Origin of the sequence: Streptomyces sp. NPDC003456, from assembly GCF_042878735.1 — a bacterium.
In the GTDB taxonomy this organism is placed as follows: Bacteria; Actinomycetota; Actinomycetes; order Streptomycetales; family Streptomycetaceae; genus Streptomyces.
This window is the reverse complement of the sequence record NZ_JBIAOK010000001.1, coordinates 14,589-30,667: the sequence shown is the minus strand read 5'-3', so window position 1 is coordinate 30,667 and position 16,079 is coordinate 14,589. Positions and strand designations below refer to the sequence as shown.

Annotated in this window: 9 protein-coding genes; 6 read left to right on the top strand and 3 right to left on the bottom strand. The window is 74.0% G+C overall.

What is annotated here, in order from left to right; translation table 11 throughout:
• The first annotated feature begins 91 nt into the window (after positions 1–91).
• Entirely contained in the window at positions 92–1,318 is a 1,227-nt protein-coding gene (locus ACFYWG_RS00070) for a cytochrome P450 (protein ID WP_389198098.1), read from the top strand.
• A gap of 79 nt (positions 1,319–1,397) precedes the next feature.
• On the opposite strand, the gene ACFYWG_RS00065 is transcribed toward ACFYWG_RS00070, so the two are convergent.
• The 3 genes from ACFYWG_RS00065 to ACFYWG_RS00055 all read right to left on the bottom strand — a co-directional run bounded on the left by ACFYWG_RS00065 (position 1,398) and on the right by ACFYWG_RS00055 (position 4,582).
• Complete coding sequence (locus ACFYWG_RS00065) at positions 1,398–2,240, bottom strand: DUF4097 domain-containing protein (protein ID WP_389198096.1); 843 nt, start codon at positions 2,238–2,240, stop codon at positions 1,398–1,400.
• A gap of 89 nt (positions 2,241–2,329) precedes the next feature.
• Positions 2,330–2,842 (bottom strand): hypothetical protein, encoded by a 513-nt coding sequence (locus ACFYWG_RS00060; protein WP_389198094.1) that lies wholly within the window; start codon positions 2,840–2,842, stop codon positions 2,330–2,332.
• 234 nt (positions 2,843–3,076) lie between these two features.
• Complete coding sequence (locus ACFYWG_RS00055) at positions 3,077–4,582, bottom strand: FAD-dependent monooxygenase (protein ID WP_389199415.1); 1,506 nt, start codon at positions 4,580–4,582, stop codon at positions 3,077–3,079.
• A gap of 394 nt (positions 4,583–4,976) precedes the next feature.
• On the opposite strand from ACFYWG_RS00055, the gene ACFYWG_RS00050 reads away from it, so the two are divergent.
• From ACFYWG_RS00050 to ACFYWG_RS00030, 5 genes are read left to right on the top strand one after another with little or no spacing between them, the layout of a single operon-like run.
• Positions 4,977–5,243 carry a phosphopantetheine-binding protein gene (locus tag ACFYWG_RS00050; protein ID WP_389198092.1) on the top strand — a complete coding sequence of 89 codons (267 nt, stop codon included), beginning with the start codon at positions 4,977–4,979 and terminating at the stop codon, positions 5,241–5,243.
• Positions 5,240–6,490: a cytochrome P450 gene (locus ACFYWG_RS00045; protein WP_389198090.1), complete on the top strand. Its 1,251-nt coding sequence runs from the start codon at positions 5,240–5,242 to the stop codon at positions 6,488–6,490. Before ACFYWG_RS00050 ends, ACFYWG_RS00045 begins: the two co-directional genes overlap by 4 nt.
• Positions 6,487–7,224 carry a thioesterase II family protein gene (locus ACFYWG_RS00040; RefSeq protein WP_389198088.1) on the top strand — a complete coding sequence of 246 codons (738 nt, stop codon included), beginning with the start codon at positions 6,487–6,489 and terminating at the stop codon, positions 7,222–7,224. Before ACFYWG_RS00045 ends, ACFYWG_RS00040 begins: the two co-directional genes overlap by 4 nt.
• Before the next feature lie 55 nt (positions 7,225–7,279).
• Positions 7,280–10,378 carry a type I polyketide synthase gene (locus ACFYWG_RS00035; protein ID WP_389198086.1) on the top strand — a complete coding sequence of 1,033 codons (3,099 nt, stop codon included), beginning with the start codon at positions 7,280–7,282 and terminating at the stop codon, positions 10,376–10,378.
• 44 nt (positions 10,379–10,422) lie between these two features.
• Positions 10,423–16,077, top strand: coding sequence for an SDR family NAD(P)-dependent oxidoreductase (locus tag ACFYWG_RS00030; RefSeq protein ID WP_389198084.1), 5,655 nt, complete (start codon positions 10,423–10,425; stop codon positions 16,075–16,077).
• The last annotated feature ends 2 nt before the right edge of the window (positions 16,078–16,079 follow it).

The following is a 16,079-nucleotide window of genomic DNA, read 5'->3' as shown; positions in this document are numbered from 1 at the left end:
ATGGCGTCATTTCGAGCCAATGGGTGCCATAGTGGCTCGCAGTGGTGTGGGGCGTGTGCCATGGTGGGGTCCCCCCACGAAAGGACGACCGATGAGCCGATCGGTTCCCCTTCCGCACGGTCTGCCCATGGAGCGGGACGCCGGCCCCTTCGGCCCGCCCCGCCTCCTCACCCGGATCCGCGACGCCCGGCCCGTCAGCCCCCTGGTCTTCCCCGACGGTCACGAGGGCTGGCTGGTCACCGGCCACGAGTCGGTCCGCCGGGTCATGGCCGACACACGGTTCAGCTCCCGCCAGGACATCGGCGTCCTGCACGTGCCGTACGAGGTCCCCGGCATGCCCGCCGCCACCGAGCCGTCCCCGCAGGTACCGGGCCTGTTCATCAGCATGGACCCGCCGGACCACACCCGGCTGCGGCGCAGGCTCACCGGCACCTTCACCGTCAGGCGCATGAAGCTGCTCGAGGAGCACATCGTCGGCATCGCCGAGCGGCAACTGGACGCGATGGAGCGGCTGACCCCGCCGGTCGACCTGGTCGCGGAGTTCGCGCTGCCGGTGCCCTCGCTGGTGATCTGCGAACTGCTCGGTGTCCCCTACGCGGACCGGGAGACCTTCCAGACCCACTCCGCCACGTTCCTGGAGAAGGACGTGGGGCTGGAGGAGAAGACAGCCGCCTACACCGGCCTGACCACCTACCTGTCCGAACTGGTCACGCGCAAGCGCGCCACCCCCGGCGAGGACGTACTGTCCGACCTGGCCCGCCAGGACGACCTCACCGTCGAGGAACTGACCGGCATCGCCTTCCTGCTGCTGCTCGCCGGCCACGAGACCACCGCCAACATGCTGGGCCTCGGCACGTTCGCGCTCCTGGAGCACCCCGAGCGGCTGGCCGAACTGCGCGCCGACCCGGAGCTGCTGCCCGATGCCGTCGAGGAACTCCTGCGCTACCTGTCCGTCGCCGACATCTTCTACCGGTACGCCACGCAGGACATCGAGCTCGACGGCGAGACGATCCGCAAGGGGTCGACCGTCGTGCTCTCCCTGCTCGCCGCCAACCACGACCCCGGGCGCTTCGACGACCCCGACACCCTGGACATCCACCGCACGGCCCGCGGCCACCTGTCCTTCGGCCACGGCGTCCACCAGTGCCTGGGCCAGCAACTGGCCCGCGTCGAGCTGCGCGCCGGTCTCGCCGGCCTGCTGCGCCGCTTCCCGACCCTCGAACTCGCCGTCCCCGCCGACGCCGTGAGGCTCAGGACCGACATGAACATCTACGGCGTCCACGAACTGCCGGTCACCTGGACGCGGACGGCCGGCTAGGACCGCCGGCCGCGCACGCCGCCCGGGCGGGACGCCACGGCCGGGTCCCCTCCCGGGCGGTCCGGGCGAGGGCGGGCCGCTAGGACGCGGCCCGGCGGACGTCGATGTCGCCCCAGTTGGTCCGTGCACGGACCCTGACGGTGTCCTCGCTCCGCTCCGGCGCCTCGGACGCGGCGAGCGCGTTGCGTACGTGCCCGCGGTTGGAGCTGACGTCGAGCCAGGCGGCGGTGCCCTCGCGGATACCGACCTCGATGGAGCCGTTGGAGGTCTCCAGCCGGACGTCCCCGCGCGCGACGTCGCAGAGGCGGACGTGGCCGTGGGTGGTGGTGCCGGTGACCGACTCCTCGGCGCGGGCGATGTCGACGGCGCCGTGCGCGCCGTTCACCCGCAGCTCACCGGTCACGGCGCCGACGGTCGTGGTGCCGTGCGAGTTCTTCAGGACGGCGGGGCCGTCGAGGGTGCCCACGCGCACGTTGCCGGTGCTGCTGGTGATCTCGGCCGCGCCCTCGACCCGCTCCACGCTGACCGAGCCGTGCGACGAGGTCAGGTGCAGGGGGCCGGTGGTGTCGAGGCGGACATCGCCGGCCGTGGTCCTCACGCGGACCTCGCCGAGCCGGCCCTCGCCGAGCACGGTGCCCGCGGCGCCGGTCACGTCGACGTGCGAGCCCGTGGGCAGTTCCACCGAGACGTCGACGGTGCCGCTGCGGCCGAGGAGGCCGGCCTTGGGCGTCCGCACCGTCAGCGCGCCGCTCGCGTACGTGATCTCGGTCTGGTCGGCCGCCCGTACGTCCAGGTCCTTCTTCGGGTCGCGGGGCCGCACCTCGACGACGGTGTCGAGGCGCTCGCCTGCGACGAACTGCACGGAACCGGCGTACACGTGGGCGGTGACCGAGATCGCCTCGGGGGTGTCGAAGGAAGGCATGGCTGTCCCGTCGTCGTGGGTCCTCGGGGCGTCCCCGCCGGCGGGGACGCGGTGAGGGAAAGTGGTGTGGGGAGAGCGGCCGGCCGCGGCTAGCGCACCCAGCCCGTGAAGCTGTGCCCGACGCTCCGGGCCTTCTCCGGCGTGCGCGGCCGGGTGCCGGCGTCGACCGTGGCCGACACGGCCCGCACCAGCCAGGCGTTGACCGACAGGCCCTCGCGGCTCGCGGCCTCCTCGACGCGCGTCTTGAGGTGGGTGGGCAGGCGCAGGTTGATCCGCGCGGTGCCGCCTTCGTCGCCGTCGGCCGGCGCCGGGGGCGTGAACGGCTCGGTGGGCGCCGCCGCTTGCGCGGGAGCGTCGGTGGGCGCCGGTGTCACCACGAAGTCGGGGTCGAGCCCGCGCAACCGCACGTCGACCGATCCCGGGGCGAGTTCACGGGTGATCTCGTCCATCGCGGCGGAGAGCACGTTGAGCAGGGTCAGCCGGGTCACCGACTCCAGGGGGGCGGTGAGCCGCTCGGCCAGTTCACGGGCATCGTCTCCGCCGGCCTCGGCGGCCACCGCGAGTTCGCGGCGGAGGGAGTCGACATAGGGGGCGAGGTCCATCACGCCATCATGGCATCATCATGGCGGCCCCGCGCAAGCGCATGCGGCGCCTTCCCCGACGCGATGCCCGCGAAGGACTCGCCTGCTCGCGGACGAACGAGGAAGCCGCCCCGAGCTATGACAGCGTGAGGCGCTTTCCCGAGTCCGGAGAGGCGAGGCATGGCGCCCCGGTCAGGCCCGATGACGCCACATGCGTGCCATCCGTCGAGTGAACGATGCCGCCCGGGCGGCGGCTCACCCCCGCCGGGCCGGACCGAACCAGGTGGTCAGGGCCGAGCCGAGGGCGTGGGCGCCGGGCGCGGCGTCGTCGGCGGCGGCCGCCCAGGCGACGTGACCGTCGGGGCGGATGAGGACCGCGGCCGGAGCGGGGACCTCGCCGACGGCCGGGACCAGCCAGTGGTCGTCCTCGCTGCGCGCCTCGACGAGGTCGACGCGGTCGGTCCACCCCTCGGCGGCGGCCGCCACGCCGGTACCGCCGTGCAGGTCCAGCAGGACGGGTCGGGCGCCGTGCAGCAGCTCGTGCACCCGGGTGGCGCCGTCGGGCGACTTGAGGCCGGCGTCCGGCACCCGGCGGCCCTCCAGCGGATGGTCGCCGTCGGCCGGGTACCGGATGTCCAGCGCGGTGAGCATGTGCCGCAGGTACCGGTTGACATCGTCGAACACCATGAGGGAGGCGAACACCTCGCGCAGCGCGTCCGTCTGCGGGCCGGGGCGGATCAGGGCCGCCTGGGCCCGGGTGTTGTGCAGGACGCGCTCCGCGACGGGGTGGCGCTCGGTGTGGTAGGTGTCCAGCAGGCTCTCCGGGGCGTCGCCGCGCACCACCGAGGCGAGCTTCCAGCCGAGGTTGACCGCGTCCTGCACGCCCATGTTGAGGCCCTGCCCGCCGGCGGGGAAGTGGATGTGCGCCGCGTCGCCCGCGAGCAGCACCCGGCCCTTGCGGTACCGGGCGGCCTGCCGCGCGGCGTCGGTGAACCGGGAGACCCACCGGGGGCGGCGCATGCCGAAGTCGGTGCCCGCGACCCTGACCAACGACTCCCTCAACCGGTCGAACGTCACGGGTTCGCCCCGCTCCGGGGCGCGGTCGAACTCGGACGTGATCACCCGGTGCCACCCCGGCTCGAAGGCGATCGCCGAGTAGTCGCCGCCCGGGGTGCGCCGCACCCAGACGTAGTCCTCGGGCAGATCGGGGAGTTCGACGTCGCCGATCAGCGCGGTCATCGTCGCCTCGGTGCCGGGGAAGTCGATGCCCGACAGCTTGCGCACCGTGCTGCGCCCGCCGTCGCAGCCCACGAGGTAGCGGGCGCGCAGCCTGCCGGGCGCCGCCTCCCGCGTACGCAGCCCGACCGTCACGCCGGCCTCGTCCTGGTGGATCGCGCTCACCTCGCACGACCTGCGCACCCGTACGCCGAGTTCGGCGGCCCACTCCTCGAGCAGCCGCTCGATGGCGGACTGCAGGATCATCAGCGGGTAGGGGTGCCTGGACTCGGACTCGTCGAAGTCGATGAAGAGGCCGGAGAAGTGGCCCACCGGCTGCGGTTCGCCCTCCGCCAGGAAGCGGTCGAGGATGCCGCGCTGGTCCAGCACCTCCAGGGTGCGGCTGTGGATCCCACCGGCGCGCGACTCGTCCGACCGCTGCGCCAGCCGCTCGACCACCACCACGTCGGCGCCCGCCAGCCGCAGCTCGCAGGCGAGCATCAAGCCCGTCGGCCCGGCGCCCGCGACCACCACATCCCCGTCCATGCCGGTGTGTCCCACGTCGTTCCCCCCTCGGTTCCCCTGCGCCTGTGACGCCGTCGAGCCACGTTCACCGACGGCGAAGCGGCCGGTCAACAAGCGCCGGCGCCCGGACGAAGCGGCCGCCGCCGCACTTGCCCCGTCCCGCCGGCGGGACGGTCCGCGAGCAGCGGATGCCCCGGGCTCAACCCCATCGCGGGGCGGGTGCCGGAGGCCACCGGCACGGGGTGAGCGGACGGGAATTCACGCGACACTCGATTCGGCCATTCCAGGAATTCGTCTCGCCGGCGGGACAACGCACAGCGCCCCCGGCGGTCGTGATGGCGGTGACGGTCCGGAGAAAGGGCCGAAAAGGACGCGAGCGGGAATTCCCGGTCGGCGGAGGAAGGAAAGAATGGCAATGGAATCGTCGCAAGCCGCGCCGTCGAGCGCACCGGCGCCGCTGGTGCAGGAAATCGCGAAGCTGTGGGCGGAACACCTCGATCAACCCGAGGTCGGCGCGGATGACGACTTCTTCGCGCTCGGCGGCAATTCGCTGACCGGCATCAAGATCATCGAACGGGTGTCACAGGACTACGGCATCCAGCTGTCCGTGCGCGACTTCTACCTGGCGCAGACGCCGGCGCGGGTCGCCGGGCTGATCGAGCAGGGGAGGGGAGGCACGTGAGGCTGACGCCGGGTCCCGAGCGCGACGTCGACCTCGACGGCATCGACCTGTTCGACCTGGACCTCTACGCGTCGGGCGATCCGCACCCGGTCTGGGACGCGATGCGGGCGAAGGCACCCCTGCACCACCAGGTCCTCCCCGACGGCCGGGAGTTCTGGTCGGTGACCCGCTACGAGGACGTCCGCCGCGTGCTCGGCGACCACCGGGAGTTCACCTCGGAGCGGGGCACCGTCCCCACCCACCTCGGGACCGACGACGTGGCAGCGGGCGTGCTGCTGACGTCCACCGACCCCCCGCGGCACACCGAGGTCCGCCGGCCGCTCGGCTCCCGGCTCACCGCGCGGGCGGTGCAGTCCTGGGAGGACGGGATCCGCCGGACCGTCGTGCGCTTCCTCCAGCCGGCGCTCGACGGCGAGACCTTCGACCTGGCCGAGAAGGCGCTGCTCCTCCCGGCGATGGTCACAGGCCCTCTCCTCGGCCTCCCGGAGCAGGACTGGGAGGAGCTCGTCCAGCTGACCGCCATGGTGACGGCCCCCTCGGACCCCCACTTCCGGGTGGGCAACGAGGCCGCGACCCTGGCCATCGCCCACCACGAGCTCGTCACCTACGTCAAGGACTGGGTCAGGACGCGGCGGGCCACCGGAGGCGAGGAGGACAGTCTGCTCCACCACCTCATGAGCGTCCGCCCCGGCGGCGCGGCGCTCAGCGACGAGGAGATCGCCCTCGACGGCTACAGCATCCTCCTCGGCGCCAACGTGACGACGCCGCACACCGTCTCCGGCACGGTCCAGGCGCTCGTCGAGCGGCCCGAGCAGTACGAGAAGGCACAGGCCGATCCGACGCTGATCCCCAACCTCGTCGAGGAAGGACTGCGCTGGACCTCGGCCGCGTGCAACTTCATGCGGTACGCGGTGGACGACGTCCGGATCGCCGGAGGCACGATCCCGGCCCGCGGGGCGGTCGTGGCGTGGATCGGGTCGGCCAACCGGGACGCCTCCCAGTTCCCCGATCCGCACACCTTCGACATCACGCGCCACGGTGCCAAGCGCCACGGCGCGTTCGGGTTCGGACCGCACTTCTGCATCGGGGCGCCGCTGGCCCGGATGACGCTGCGCGTCTTCTTCGAGGAACTGCTCCGGCGGTGCGGATCGATCGAGCTCGCCGGCGAACCGCAGCACCTGCGGTCGTACTTCATCGCCGGGATGACCCACCTGCCCGTCGTCGTCCGGAAGCGGTACACGCCATGACGTCCGGCTCCCCGCCCACCGTGTCGCCGTGGTTCGTCCGGCCGCCGGCCACCGTCCACCCCGCCCGGATCTTCTGCTTCCCCTTCTCCGGTTCCGGTGCCTCGGCCTTCAGCGCCTGGCCGGCCGCGATCGACGGCATCGAGGTCTGCCCGGTGCAGTTCCCCGGCCGCGAGAACCGCCTGGCCCATCCGCACTACGGCACCTACGAGAACCTCGCCGCCGACCTGGCCGGACACCTGGCGCCGCTGCTCGACCGGCCGTTCGCGTTCTTCGGGCACTGCGCGGGCGCGCTGCCCGCCTACGAGACCGTGCTCCGGCTCGCCGAACTGGGTCTGCCCACACCGGACTGCCTGTTCGTGTCCGGCCAGCCGGCCCCGCACGACGCCTCGCGCGACCGGATGCTCGCCATGACCGAGCCCGAACTGCGCGCCGAGGTCGAGTCGTTCCTGCGCGGCCGGGGCGTCGAGCCGCGGCCCGACATGGTCGAGCTCGGTCTCATGGTGCTGCTCCGTGACCACGCGGCAGCGGGCGCGTACCGGCGCGAGGAGCCGGTCGCGGTGGACTGCCCCGTCGTCGTCCTGCACTGGCGGGACGACCCCGACGTGCGCCTCGCCGACCTGCGGGGGTGGCGCCATTACGCGGACTCGGTCGAGTTCCGGGTGGCCGACGGAGGCCACTACGACTTCATGGACGCGCCGCCCGGGCTGCGGACGTCACTGACCCGCTGGCCGTGAGGGCGGGGCCGCCGTGGCCGAGAGCCGTACACCGAGGGAACCGGAAGGAACACGTATGAGTCGCGCAGCCACCGACATCGCCGTCGTCGGAATGTCGTGCCGCTTTCCCGGTGTGCACGACCCGGCCGGGTTCTGGCGCCTGCTGCTCGACGGGAAGTCGACCCTCGGGACGTTCCCCGGGCAGCGGGCCGCCGACGCGCGTTCCCGCCACGCGTCCCACCCGGATGCCGCCACCCTGGACGCCGGTTCGTTCTTCGACTCCGTCGACGGGTTCGACGCCGACTTCTTCGGCACACCGGCGGCGGAGGCGGCCGCCATGGACCCGGTGCAGCGGCTGGGTCTGGAACTGGCCTGGGAGGCCGTCGAGGACGCCCGCATCCCCGCGGCCTCGCTCGCCGGCCGCGAGATCGACGTCGTGGTGGGCGCCGGGTCCTCCGGGTACGAGCTGCTGCGCAGGCTGTCCGGCAGCGACAGGGACGACCACTACGCGGCGCTGGGCTCCAGCGGTGCGCTCGTCGCGAACCGGATCTCCGGCCTGTTCGACCTGCGCGGCATGAGCCTGTGCGCGGACTCGGGCCAGTCCTCCTCCCTGGTGTCGCTGGCCATGGCGTGCGAGCGGATACGCGGCGGCGCGGTCGACCTGGCGATCGCCGGCGGCGTGCACCTGATCGTCGACCCGGAGACGGGCGGCGGCCTGGCCAACCTGGGCGCCCTGTCGCCCGACGGCCGCTGCTTCACCTTCGACGCACGGGCCAGCGGGTTCGCCCGGGGCGAGGGCGGGGCGTTCGTCCTGCTGAAGCGGCTCGACCTCGCGCTCGCCGACGGCGACCACGTCCACGCGGTGGTGCGCGGCTGGGGCGTCGGCAGCGGCGGAGCGACCAGCCGGATGCCCGATCCCAGCCCGGGCGGGCAGGCGGCGGCCGTGCTGTCCGCTCTCGACCGCGCGGCTGTCGGGTTCGACACGGTCGACTACGTCGAGGCGCACGGCACCGGCACCCGGCTGGGCGATCCGGCCGAACTGTCCGGGCTGCGCGAGGTGTTCCGGCGCACCGGCCGCCGCCGCCCCCTGGCGGTCGGGTCGGTGAAGACGAACATCGGGCATCTGGAGCCGGCGGCGGGAATGGCCGGTTTCCTGAAGGCGGTGCTCTGCGTGGAGCACGGCCGGCTGGTCCCGAGCCTGAACTTCCGCTCGCCGAACCCCGCCGTCCCCCACTTCCAGGAGGACTTCGAGGTCCCGAGCGCCCCACGGCCCTGGCCGGGCGAACCCGGCAGACCGCGACGGGCGGGAGTGTCCGCGTTCGGCATGGGGGGCACCAACGCGCACGTGATCATCGAGCAGGCCCCGGAGGAAGCGGCCGGACCCCGCGCCGAGCATGCGGACATGACGTCCGCGGGCGGCTCCGGGACGGTGCCGTGGGTGCTGTCGGCCCGGTCGGAGCCCGCCCTGCGGGAGCAGGCGGCCCGGTTGCGGGACCTCGTGGCCGCCGACGCGTCGCTGTCGCCCGCCGACGTGGGGCACTCCCTGGTGTCGACACGGTCGCTGTTCGAGCACCGGGCGGTGGTCCTCGCCGAGGACCGCGCGGAGTCGCTGGCCGGTCTCGGCCTGCTCGCGGCCGGCGGCGACGCGGCGCGGACGGTCCGCGGCGTGGCCACGGGGCAGGTGGGCCCGGTCGTCTTCGTGTTCCCCGGCCAGGGCTCGCAGTGGCTCGGCATGGGCGCGCGGCTGTACGCGGAGTCGGAGGTCTTCGCCCAGGCGATCGACGCGTGCGAACGGGCCCTGGCGCCGTGGGTGGACTGGTCGCTGGCCGACGTGGTCACCGGTGCACCGGAGGCCGCCTCGCTGGACCGGGTGGACGTGGTCCAGCCGGCGCTGTTCGCGATGATGGTCTCGCTGGCGCAGGTGTGGCGGTCGCTGGGAGTGACCCCCGACGCCGTGGTGGGGCACTCGCAGGGCGAGATCGCCGCGGCCTGCGTGTCCGGGGCGCTCTCGCTCGAGGACGCGGCCCGGATCGTCGCCCTGCGCAGCCGTTCCCTGACCGGTCTGGCCGGCCTGGGCGGGATGAGCGCGGTGGCCGCGTCCCCCGGCTGGGTCCGGGACCGGCTGGAGCGGTGGTCCGGCAGGCTCTCCCTGGCCGCCGTCAACGGGCCGGAGTCGGTGGTGGTCTCCGGGGACGACGAGGCACTGGAGCAGTTCGCGGCCACGGCGGCCGAGGACGGCGTCCGGGTGCGACGGATCAAGGTGGACTACGCCTCGCACTCCCACCACGTCGAACGCATCCGGTCCCGCGTCCTGCGGGACACCGCGGGTGTCGCGCCGAGGGAATCGGCGGTGGAGTTCCACTCCACCGTCACCGGGGGGCCGCTCGACACACGCCAGCTCGACGGCGCGTACTGGTACGGCAACCTGCGCTCCATGGTGCGCTTCGGCGAGGTCGTCGAGGCCCTGATGCGCGAGCGGGGCGGCGTGTTCGTGGAGGTCAGCCCGCACCCCGTGCTCCAGGTGGCGATGGAGGAGGCCGCCGACGCGCTGGCGAGCCCGCCGCCGGTGGTGGGCACCCTCAGCAAGCACGACGGGAGCACGGGCAAGATCCTGAGCTCGCTGGCCGAACTGCACGTGCGCGGGGTGCCGGTGAACTGGCAACCGCTGTTCGCCGCGCACCGCCCGCGCCGGATCGGCCTGCCGACCTACGCGTTCCAGCGCCGGCGGTACTGGCTGACGGCTTCCGCCGGCACCGGGAACGGCAGCCCCGCCGCGCAGGCGGGCGCACCGGGCCCGGACTCCAGGGCGGCCGGGCTCGACTCGCCCTCGGCGGTCCGCACGCTCGTGTGCGCCGAGACCGCGGCGCTGCTGGGCGCGAAGGGCGCGGAACTGCCGGGGGCCGCGCTGGAGGCGAGGTCGGCCGAGACCTTCAAGGCTCTGGGCTTCGACTCCTCGATGGCGGTGGAACTGCGCAACCGGCTCAACTCGGTGGCCGGTGTGCGGCTCCCGGCCACCGTCGCGTTCACCCACCCCACTCCGCACGAGCTCGCCCTCCACCTCTTCTCCCTCCTCGCACCCGAGGCGCCCGGTGCTCCGGAACCGGCGGGGGAGACGCCTCTGGAAGGCAGCAGCGACGACGATCTCTACGCCCTGATCGACCGCGGATACGTCTAGCCACACCCGTTGTCCGAGCAAACCGTTCCGTTGAGGGAGGCCTGGTGGAGGAAGTCGACAAGCTCCGCTCCTACTTGCGACGTGCCGTCGGCGACGCGCAGGAGCTGCGCGAGCGGGTGCGCGAGCTGGAGGAGTCCGCGTACGAGCCTGTCGCCGTCGTGGGTGTGGGGTGCCGCTTCCCGGGCGGGGTGACGTCCCCCGAGGAACTGTGGTCGGTCGTGTCCGACGGTGTGGACGCGATGGGCGACTTCCCGCGCGACCGGGGATGGAACGTGGAGGCGCTGTACGACCCCGATCCCGAGGCGCACGGGAAGACGTACACGCGCACGGGCGGGTTCCTGACCGATCTGGCGGGCTTCGACGCGCCGTTCTTCGGTATCAGCCCGCGCGAGGCGCTGGCGATGGACCCGCAGCAGCGGTTGATGCTGGAGACGTCGTGGGAGGCGCTGGAACGGGCGGGCATCGACCCGGCCGGGCTGCGCGGGTCGGCGACCGGGGTGTTCACCGGGCTCTACCGCGTCGACTACGGCCCGCGGATGGGCGGCGGGGCGGCCGGCGACGTGGAGGGCTTCTCGCTCACGGGGACCTACAACAGCGTGGCCTCGGGCCGGGTGGCGTACCTGCTGGGTCTTCAGGGCCCGGCGGTGTCGACCGACACCGCGTGCTCGTCGTCGCTCGTCGCCGTGCACCAGGCCGTGCGTTCCCTGCGGTCCGGGGAGTGCACGCTGGCACTGGCCGGCGGGGTGTCGACGCTGCCGACCCCGGGCATGTTCGTGGAACTCGCCCGGCAGCGGGGTCTGTCGGCGGACGGCCGGTGCAAGGCGTTCGCGGACGCGGCGGACGGCACCGGCTTCTCCGAGGGCGCGGGCGTGCTGGTCCTGGAGCGGCTGTCGGACGCGCGGCGCAACGGGCGCCGGATCTGGGCGGTGATCCGCGGTTCGGCGATCAACCAGGACGGGGCGTCCAACGGCCTGACCGCACCCAGCGAAACCGCGCAGCAGCGGGTCATCAGGGCGGCGCTGGCCGATGCCGGGCTGTCGGCCGCCGAGGTGGACGCGGTGGAGGCGCACGGGACCGGCACCACGCTGGGCGATCCCATCGAGGCGCAGGCGCTGCTGGCCGCCTACGGGCAGGACCGGGACCCGGCCGGCCCGTTGTGGCTCGGGTCGCTGAAGTCGAACATCGGTCACACGCAGGCGGCCGCGGGTGTCGGCGGCGTCATCAAGATGGTCATGGCGATGCGTCACGGGGTGCTGCCCCGGACCCTGCACGTGGACCGGCCGTCGACGCACGTGGACTGGTCGGCGGGGGCCGTGGAACTGCTGACCGAGGCCAGGCGGTGGAGCACGCCCGGCGGCCGGCCCCGCAGGGCGGGCGTGTCGTCCTTCGGGATCAGCGGCACCAACGCGCACCTGATCCTCGAACAGGCACCCGGCACCATCGATCAGGAACCCGGCACCCCCGATCAGGCACCCGGAACCCCTGGGCAGGATCGGGTCCCGGGTCGTGACACCGCGGACCCCGCCACCGGGCTGGTGTCCGCCGGTGCCCCCGGGCCGGTGCCGTGGGTGCTGTCGGCGCGGTCGGAGCAGGCGCTGCGGACGCAGGCGCTGCGGCTGCGGGACAGCCTGGCCGCGGACGCGGACCTGCCGCTCGCGGGCGTGGGGCACTCGCTGGTGACGACGCGGTCGCTGTTCGAGCACCGCCGGGTGGTGATCGGCGCCGACCGGGAGGAACTGCTCGCCGCGCTGGCCGCCGTCGGCACGGGTCAGGAGTCCTCTCCCGCGAGCGGGCCGCCCGCCGTCGCGAAGCCGGTGGGCAGGACGGTGTTCGTCTTCCCGGGCCAGGGCGGGCAGTGGATCGCGATGGGCAGGGAACTCATGGAGTCCTCCCCGGTCTTCGCCGAGCAACTGCACGCGTGCGCCGAGGCACTTCGGCCGTGGGTCTCCTGGTCGTTGGTCGACACCGTGTGCGGAGGGCCGGAGGCGGCGGACCTGGAGGACATCGACGTCGTCCAGCCCGCCCTGTTCGCGGTCATGGTGTCGCTGGCGCGGGTGTGGCGTTCGCTGGGCGTGACCCCGGACGTGGTGATCGGCCACTCCCAGGGCGAGATCGCCGCGGCCTGCGTCGCGGGCGCCCTCACCCTGCGGGACGCGGCCAAGATCGTGGCCCTGCGCTCCCGCCTCCTCGCCACGGTCGCCGGGCAGGGCCGCATGGCGGGCGTCCTGCTGCCCGAACACCGCGTGCGGGAGCTGCTGGAGGGGCGGGAGTCCCGGATCGGGATCGCCGCGGTGAACGGACCGAACTCGACGGCGGTCTCCGGCGAGACCGACGCGGTCGAGGAACTGGTCGCGGCCTGCCGGGCCGAGGGCGCCCGCGCACGGCTGATCAAGTCCAGCGTGCCCGGCCACTCGCCGCTGATGGACCGGTTCGCGCACCGGCTCCCGGAGGAGCTGGGCCCCATCACCCCGCTGCCCTCACCGGTGGCGATCTACTCGACCGTGACCGGTGGGCTGATCGACCCGATGGAGCTCGACGCGGCCTACTGGTACCGCAACCTGCGCGAACCGGTCCGGTTCGCCGCCGCCATGGGGCGCCTGGCCGAACAGGAGCCGGGCGCCGCGGTCGTCGAGGTCGGCCCGCACCCGCTGCTCGTGATGACCGTCCAGGAGATCCTCGACACCACCCCCGGTGCCACCGGGTTCGTGGTGGGTTCGCTGCGCCGCGACGAGGGCGGCCTCGCGCGCCTGTACCGGTCGGCGGCCGAGGCCTTCGAGGCGGGCCTCGACGTGAGGTGGCAGGCGGCGTTCCCGGGCTGGGAGGGCCGGTGGGTCGAGCTGCCCACGTACCCGTTCCAGCGGCAGCGCCACTGGCTGGACACACCCGGCGAGACCACCGGCGCGAGCACCTCCGACCACCCGCTGCTCGACGCGGTGATCGAGCTGCCCGCCGACGGCGAGCGCGCCGGAGTGGTGGGCAGCGGGCGTCTGTCGCCGGAGCGCCACCCGTGGCTGGCCGATCATGTCGTCCACGGCGCCGTCCTGGTGCCGTGGGCGGTGCCGGCGGAGCTGGCGGTGTGGGCGGCGCACCGGGCCGGTTGGGACGAGGTCGGCGAACTCACCCTGGAGACACCGCTGGTGCTGTCCCGGACCGCCGCTCGCGAGATCCGCGTCGTGGTCGACGGCGAGGGTGCCGTCAGTGTGCACTCACGGGCCGAGGGCGAGACCGGGTGGACCCGCAACGCCGTCGGGGCCGTCGGGTCCGGTGCCCTGGCGGCCCCCGCGGCGGAAGACCTCACCACATGGCCTCCCCCGGGCGCGACCGGGGTGCCCTTCGAGGACGAGTACACCCGCCTGTCCGCCCTCGGGTTCGGCCACGGACCACTGCTGCGCGGTCTGAAGGAGGTGTGGCGCCGGGGTGAGACCCTCTTCGCGGAGGTGGAGCTGCCCGCACCCGACGGGGCGGACCGCGGCCGGTTCCACGTCCACCCGGCGCTGCTCCACGCCGCCCTGCTCCCGATCGGCCTCGGGCAGTTCGGCGACGACTCCGTGCGCGCGGGCGGGCTGCCGTTCCGCTGCACGGGCCTGCGCCTGAACGCCGCCCGCCCGACGGCGCTGCGCGTGGCTCTCGCCCCCGCGGAGGGGGACGCGCTGTCCGTGACGCTCGCGGACCAGGCCGGAGCCCCGGTCGGCGGCGTCGCCTCGCTGAGCCTGCGGCCCGCCGACGCCGCCCGGCTGGCCGAGCTGGGCTTCGACCACCGGGACTCGCTGTTCCGGGTGGACTGGGCCCCCCTCACGGTCGCCTCCGGCGGGGCCACAGGACGGTACGCGGTGCTGGGCGCGTCCGAGGCGTACGCCGAACCGCACGGGACGGACGTCGCCGACCTCGGCGAACTCGCCGCCCGCGGCGGGGACATACCCCCGGTCGTCATCGCCGGCATCGACCGCGCCGACAGGGACGGCGGCGACAGCGGCGGCGGCAGTGACGGTGGCGACACACCCGCCGCCGTCGAGCGCACCCTCCACCGTGTACTGCGGTGGATGCGGGACTGGCTCTCGGACGACCGGTTCTCCGCGTCACGCCTGGTCATCGTGACGCGTGGAGCCTTCCACGACGAGCACGTCCCCCACCCGGACCCCGCGGCGGCCGCGATCTGGGGATTCGTACGCGCCGCTCAGACCGAGAACCCCGGCCGCTTCACGCTCGTGGACACGGACGGCCGGCCCGCCTCCCGGGCACTCGTCCCGGCGGCGGCCGCGACCGCAGAGGCGCAGCTCAAGATCCGGGCCGGCGCCGCGACCACCCCCCGCCTGGCCCACGCCCCCGCCGGGCCCGCCGCACCGGACGTCTCCGCCCTCGGCTCCGGTTCGGTGCTGATCACCGGCGGCCCGAGCGGTCTGGGCGCGATGCTGGCCCGGCACCTCGTCGAGCGGCACGGGGTGCGCCGGCTGGTGCTGACCAGCAGGCGCGGGCCGGCGGCTCCGGAGGCGGCGGCGCTGCGGGAGGAACTGACCGGGGCCGGGGCCCATGTCGAGGTCGTGGCCTGCGACGTCACGAACCGCGACGCCGTCGCCGAACTGATCGCCGCGGTACCGTCCGAACACCCCCTGGTGGCGGTCGTGCACTGCGCGGGTGTGCTGGACGACGGCGTCGTCGAGGCGCTGACCGAGGACCGGCTGGACGCGGTCCTCGCACCGAAGGTGCGCGGTGCCTGGCACCTGCACGAGCTGACCCGGCATCTGGACCTGTCCGCGTTCGTGCTGTTCTCATCGGTCGCGGGTGTGCTCGGCACGGCGGGACAGGCCGGCTACGCGGCGGCCAACGCGTTCCTCGACGGCCTCGCGGAAGCCCGCCGGGCCCGGGGCCTGCCCGCCGCCTCGTTGTGCTGGGGCTTCTGGGCGCAGCGCAGCGAGATGAGCGCCGATCTCGGCGACTCGGACGTCGCACGCCTCGGGCGGCAGGGCGTGCGGCCCATGTCGTCGCAGGAGGGACTCGCGCTCTTCGACGCGGCGGTCTCGGTGGACGAGCCGGTGCTGGTGCCCGTGCGGCTGCACCTCCCCGCGCCGGGCGCACCGGACACCGGCCGGATGGTCTCGCCGCTGCTGCGCGACCTGGCGGGGACGCACGCCGGGCCGGGCGGCCCGGCAGGCCGGGAGCGGGCCGGCATCGTGCTCGCGCAGCGGCTGAGGTCGCTGCCGCCGGCCGAGGCGGAGACGGCGCTGCTCGAGGCCGTGCGGACGCAGACCGCGCTCGTCCTCGGTCACGCCGGCACCGGGCGGATCGGTCCCGCCACGGCGTTCAGGGAGCTCGGGATCGACTCGCTCACGGCGCTGGAGCTGCGCAACGCACTGGCGGCGGCGACCGGCCTGAAACTGCCCGCCACGCTCGTCTTCGACCACCCGAACCCGGCCGCCGTCGCCCGGTTCCTGGCAGCGAGCGTCACCCCGGACCACGCCGCGGGCCCCGGGGGCCCGGCCGATCACCTGGTCCGGGAGATCGAAGGACTGGGCGCCCGGATCGAGGAGGAGTTCCGCGCGCTCGCGGAGGAGGACCGGACCACCATCTCCACTCTGCTCGGTGAGCTGCAGGGCCGAGTCCGCTCGATGGCGGGTGACGGATCAGCGGACGCCATCGTCGACCGGATCGGTGCGGCCTCGGCGGGGGAGCTCCTCGCGCTGCTGGACAAAGAGCTCGGCTAGGG

Bases quoted from the DNA above. Each gene is read 5' to 3' on its own strand.
- ACFYWG_RS00070 (WP_389198098.1), top strand. From the start codon at position 92: ATGAGCCGATCGGTTCCCCTTCCGCACGGTCTGCCCATGGAGCGGGAC.
- ACFYWG_RS00065 (WP_389198096.1), bottom strand. From the start codon at position 2,240: ATGCCTTCCTTCGACACCCCCGAGGCGATCTCGGTCACCGCCCACGTG.
- ACFYWG_RS00060 (WP_389198094.1), bottom strand. From the start codon at position 2,842: ATGGACCTCGCCCCCTATGTCGACTCCCTCCGCCGCGAACTCGCGGTG.
- ACFYWG_RS00055 (WP_389199415.1), bottom strand. From the start codon at position 4,582: ATGGACGGGGATGTGGTGGTCGCGGGCGCCGGGCCGACGGGCTTGATG.
- ACFYWG_RS00050 (WP_389198092.1), top strand. From the start codon at position 4,977: ATGGAATCGTCGCAAGCCGCGCCGTCGAGCGCACCGGCGCCGCTGGTG.
- ACFYWG_RS00040 (WP_389198088.1), top strand. From the start codon at position 6,487: ATGACGTCCGGCTCCCCGCCCACCGTGTCGCCGTGGTTCGTCCGGCCG.
- ACFYWG_RS00035 (WP_389198086.1), top strand. From the start codon at position 7,280: ATGAGTCGCGCAGCCACCGACATCGCCGTCGTCGGAATGTCGTGCCGC.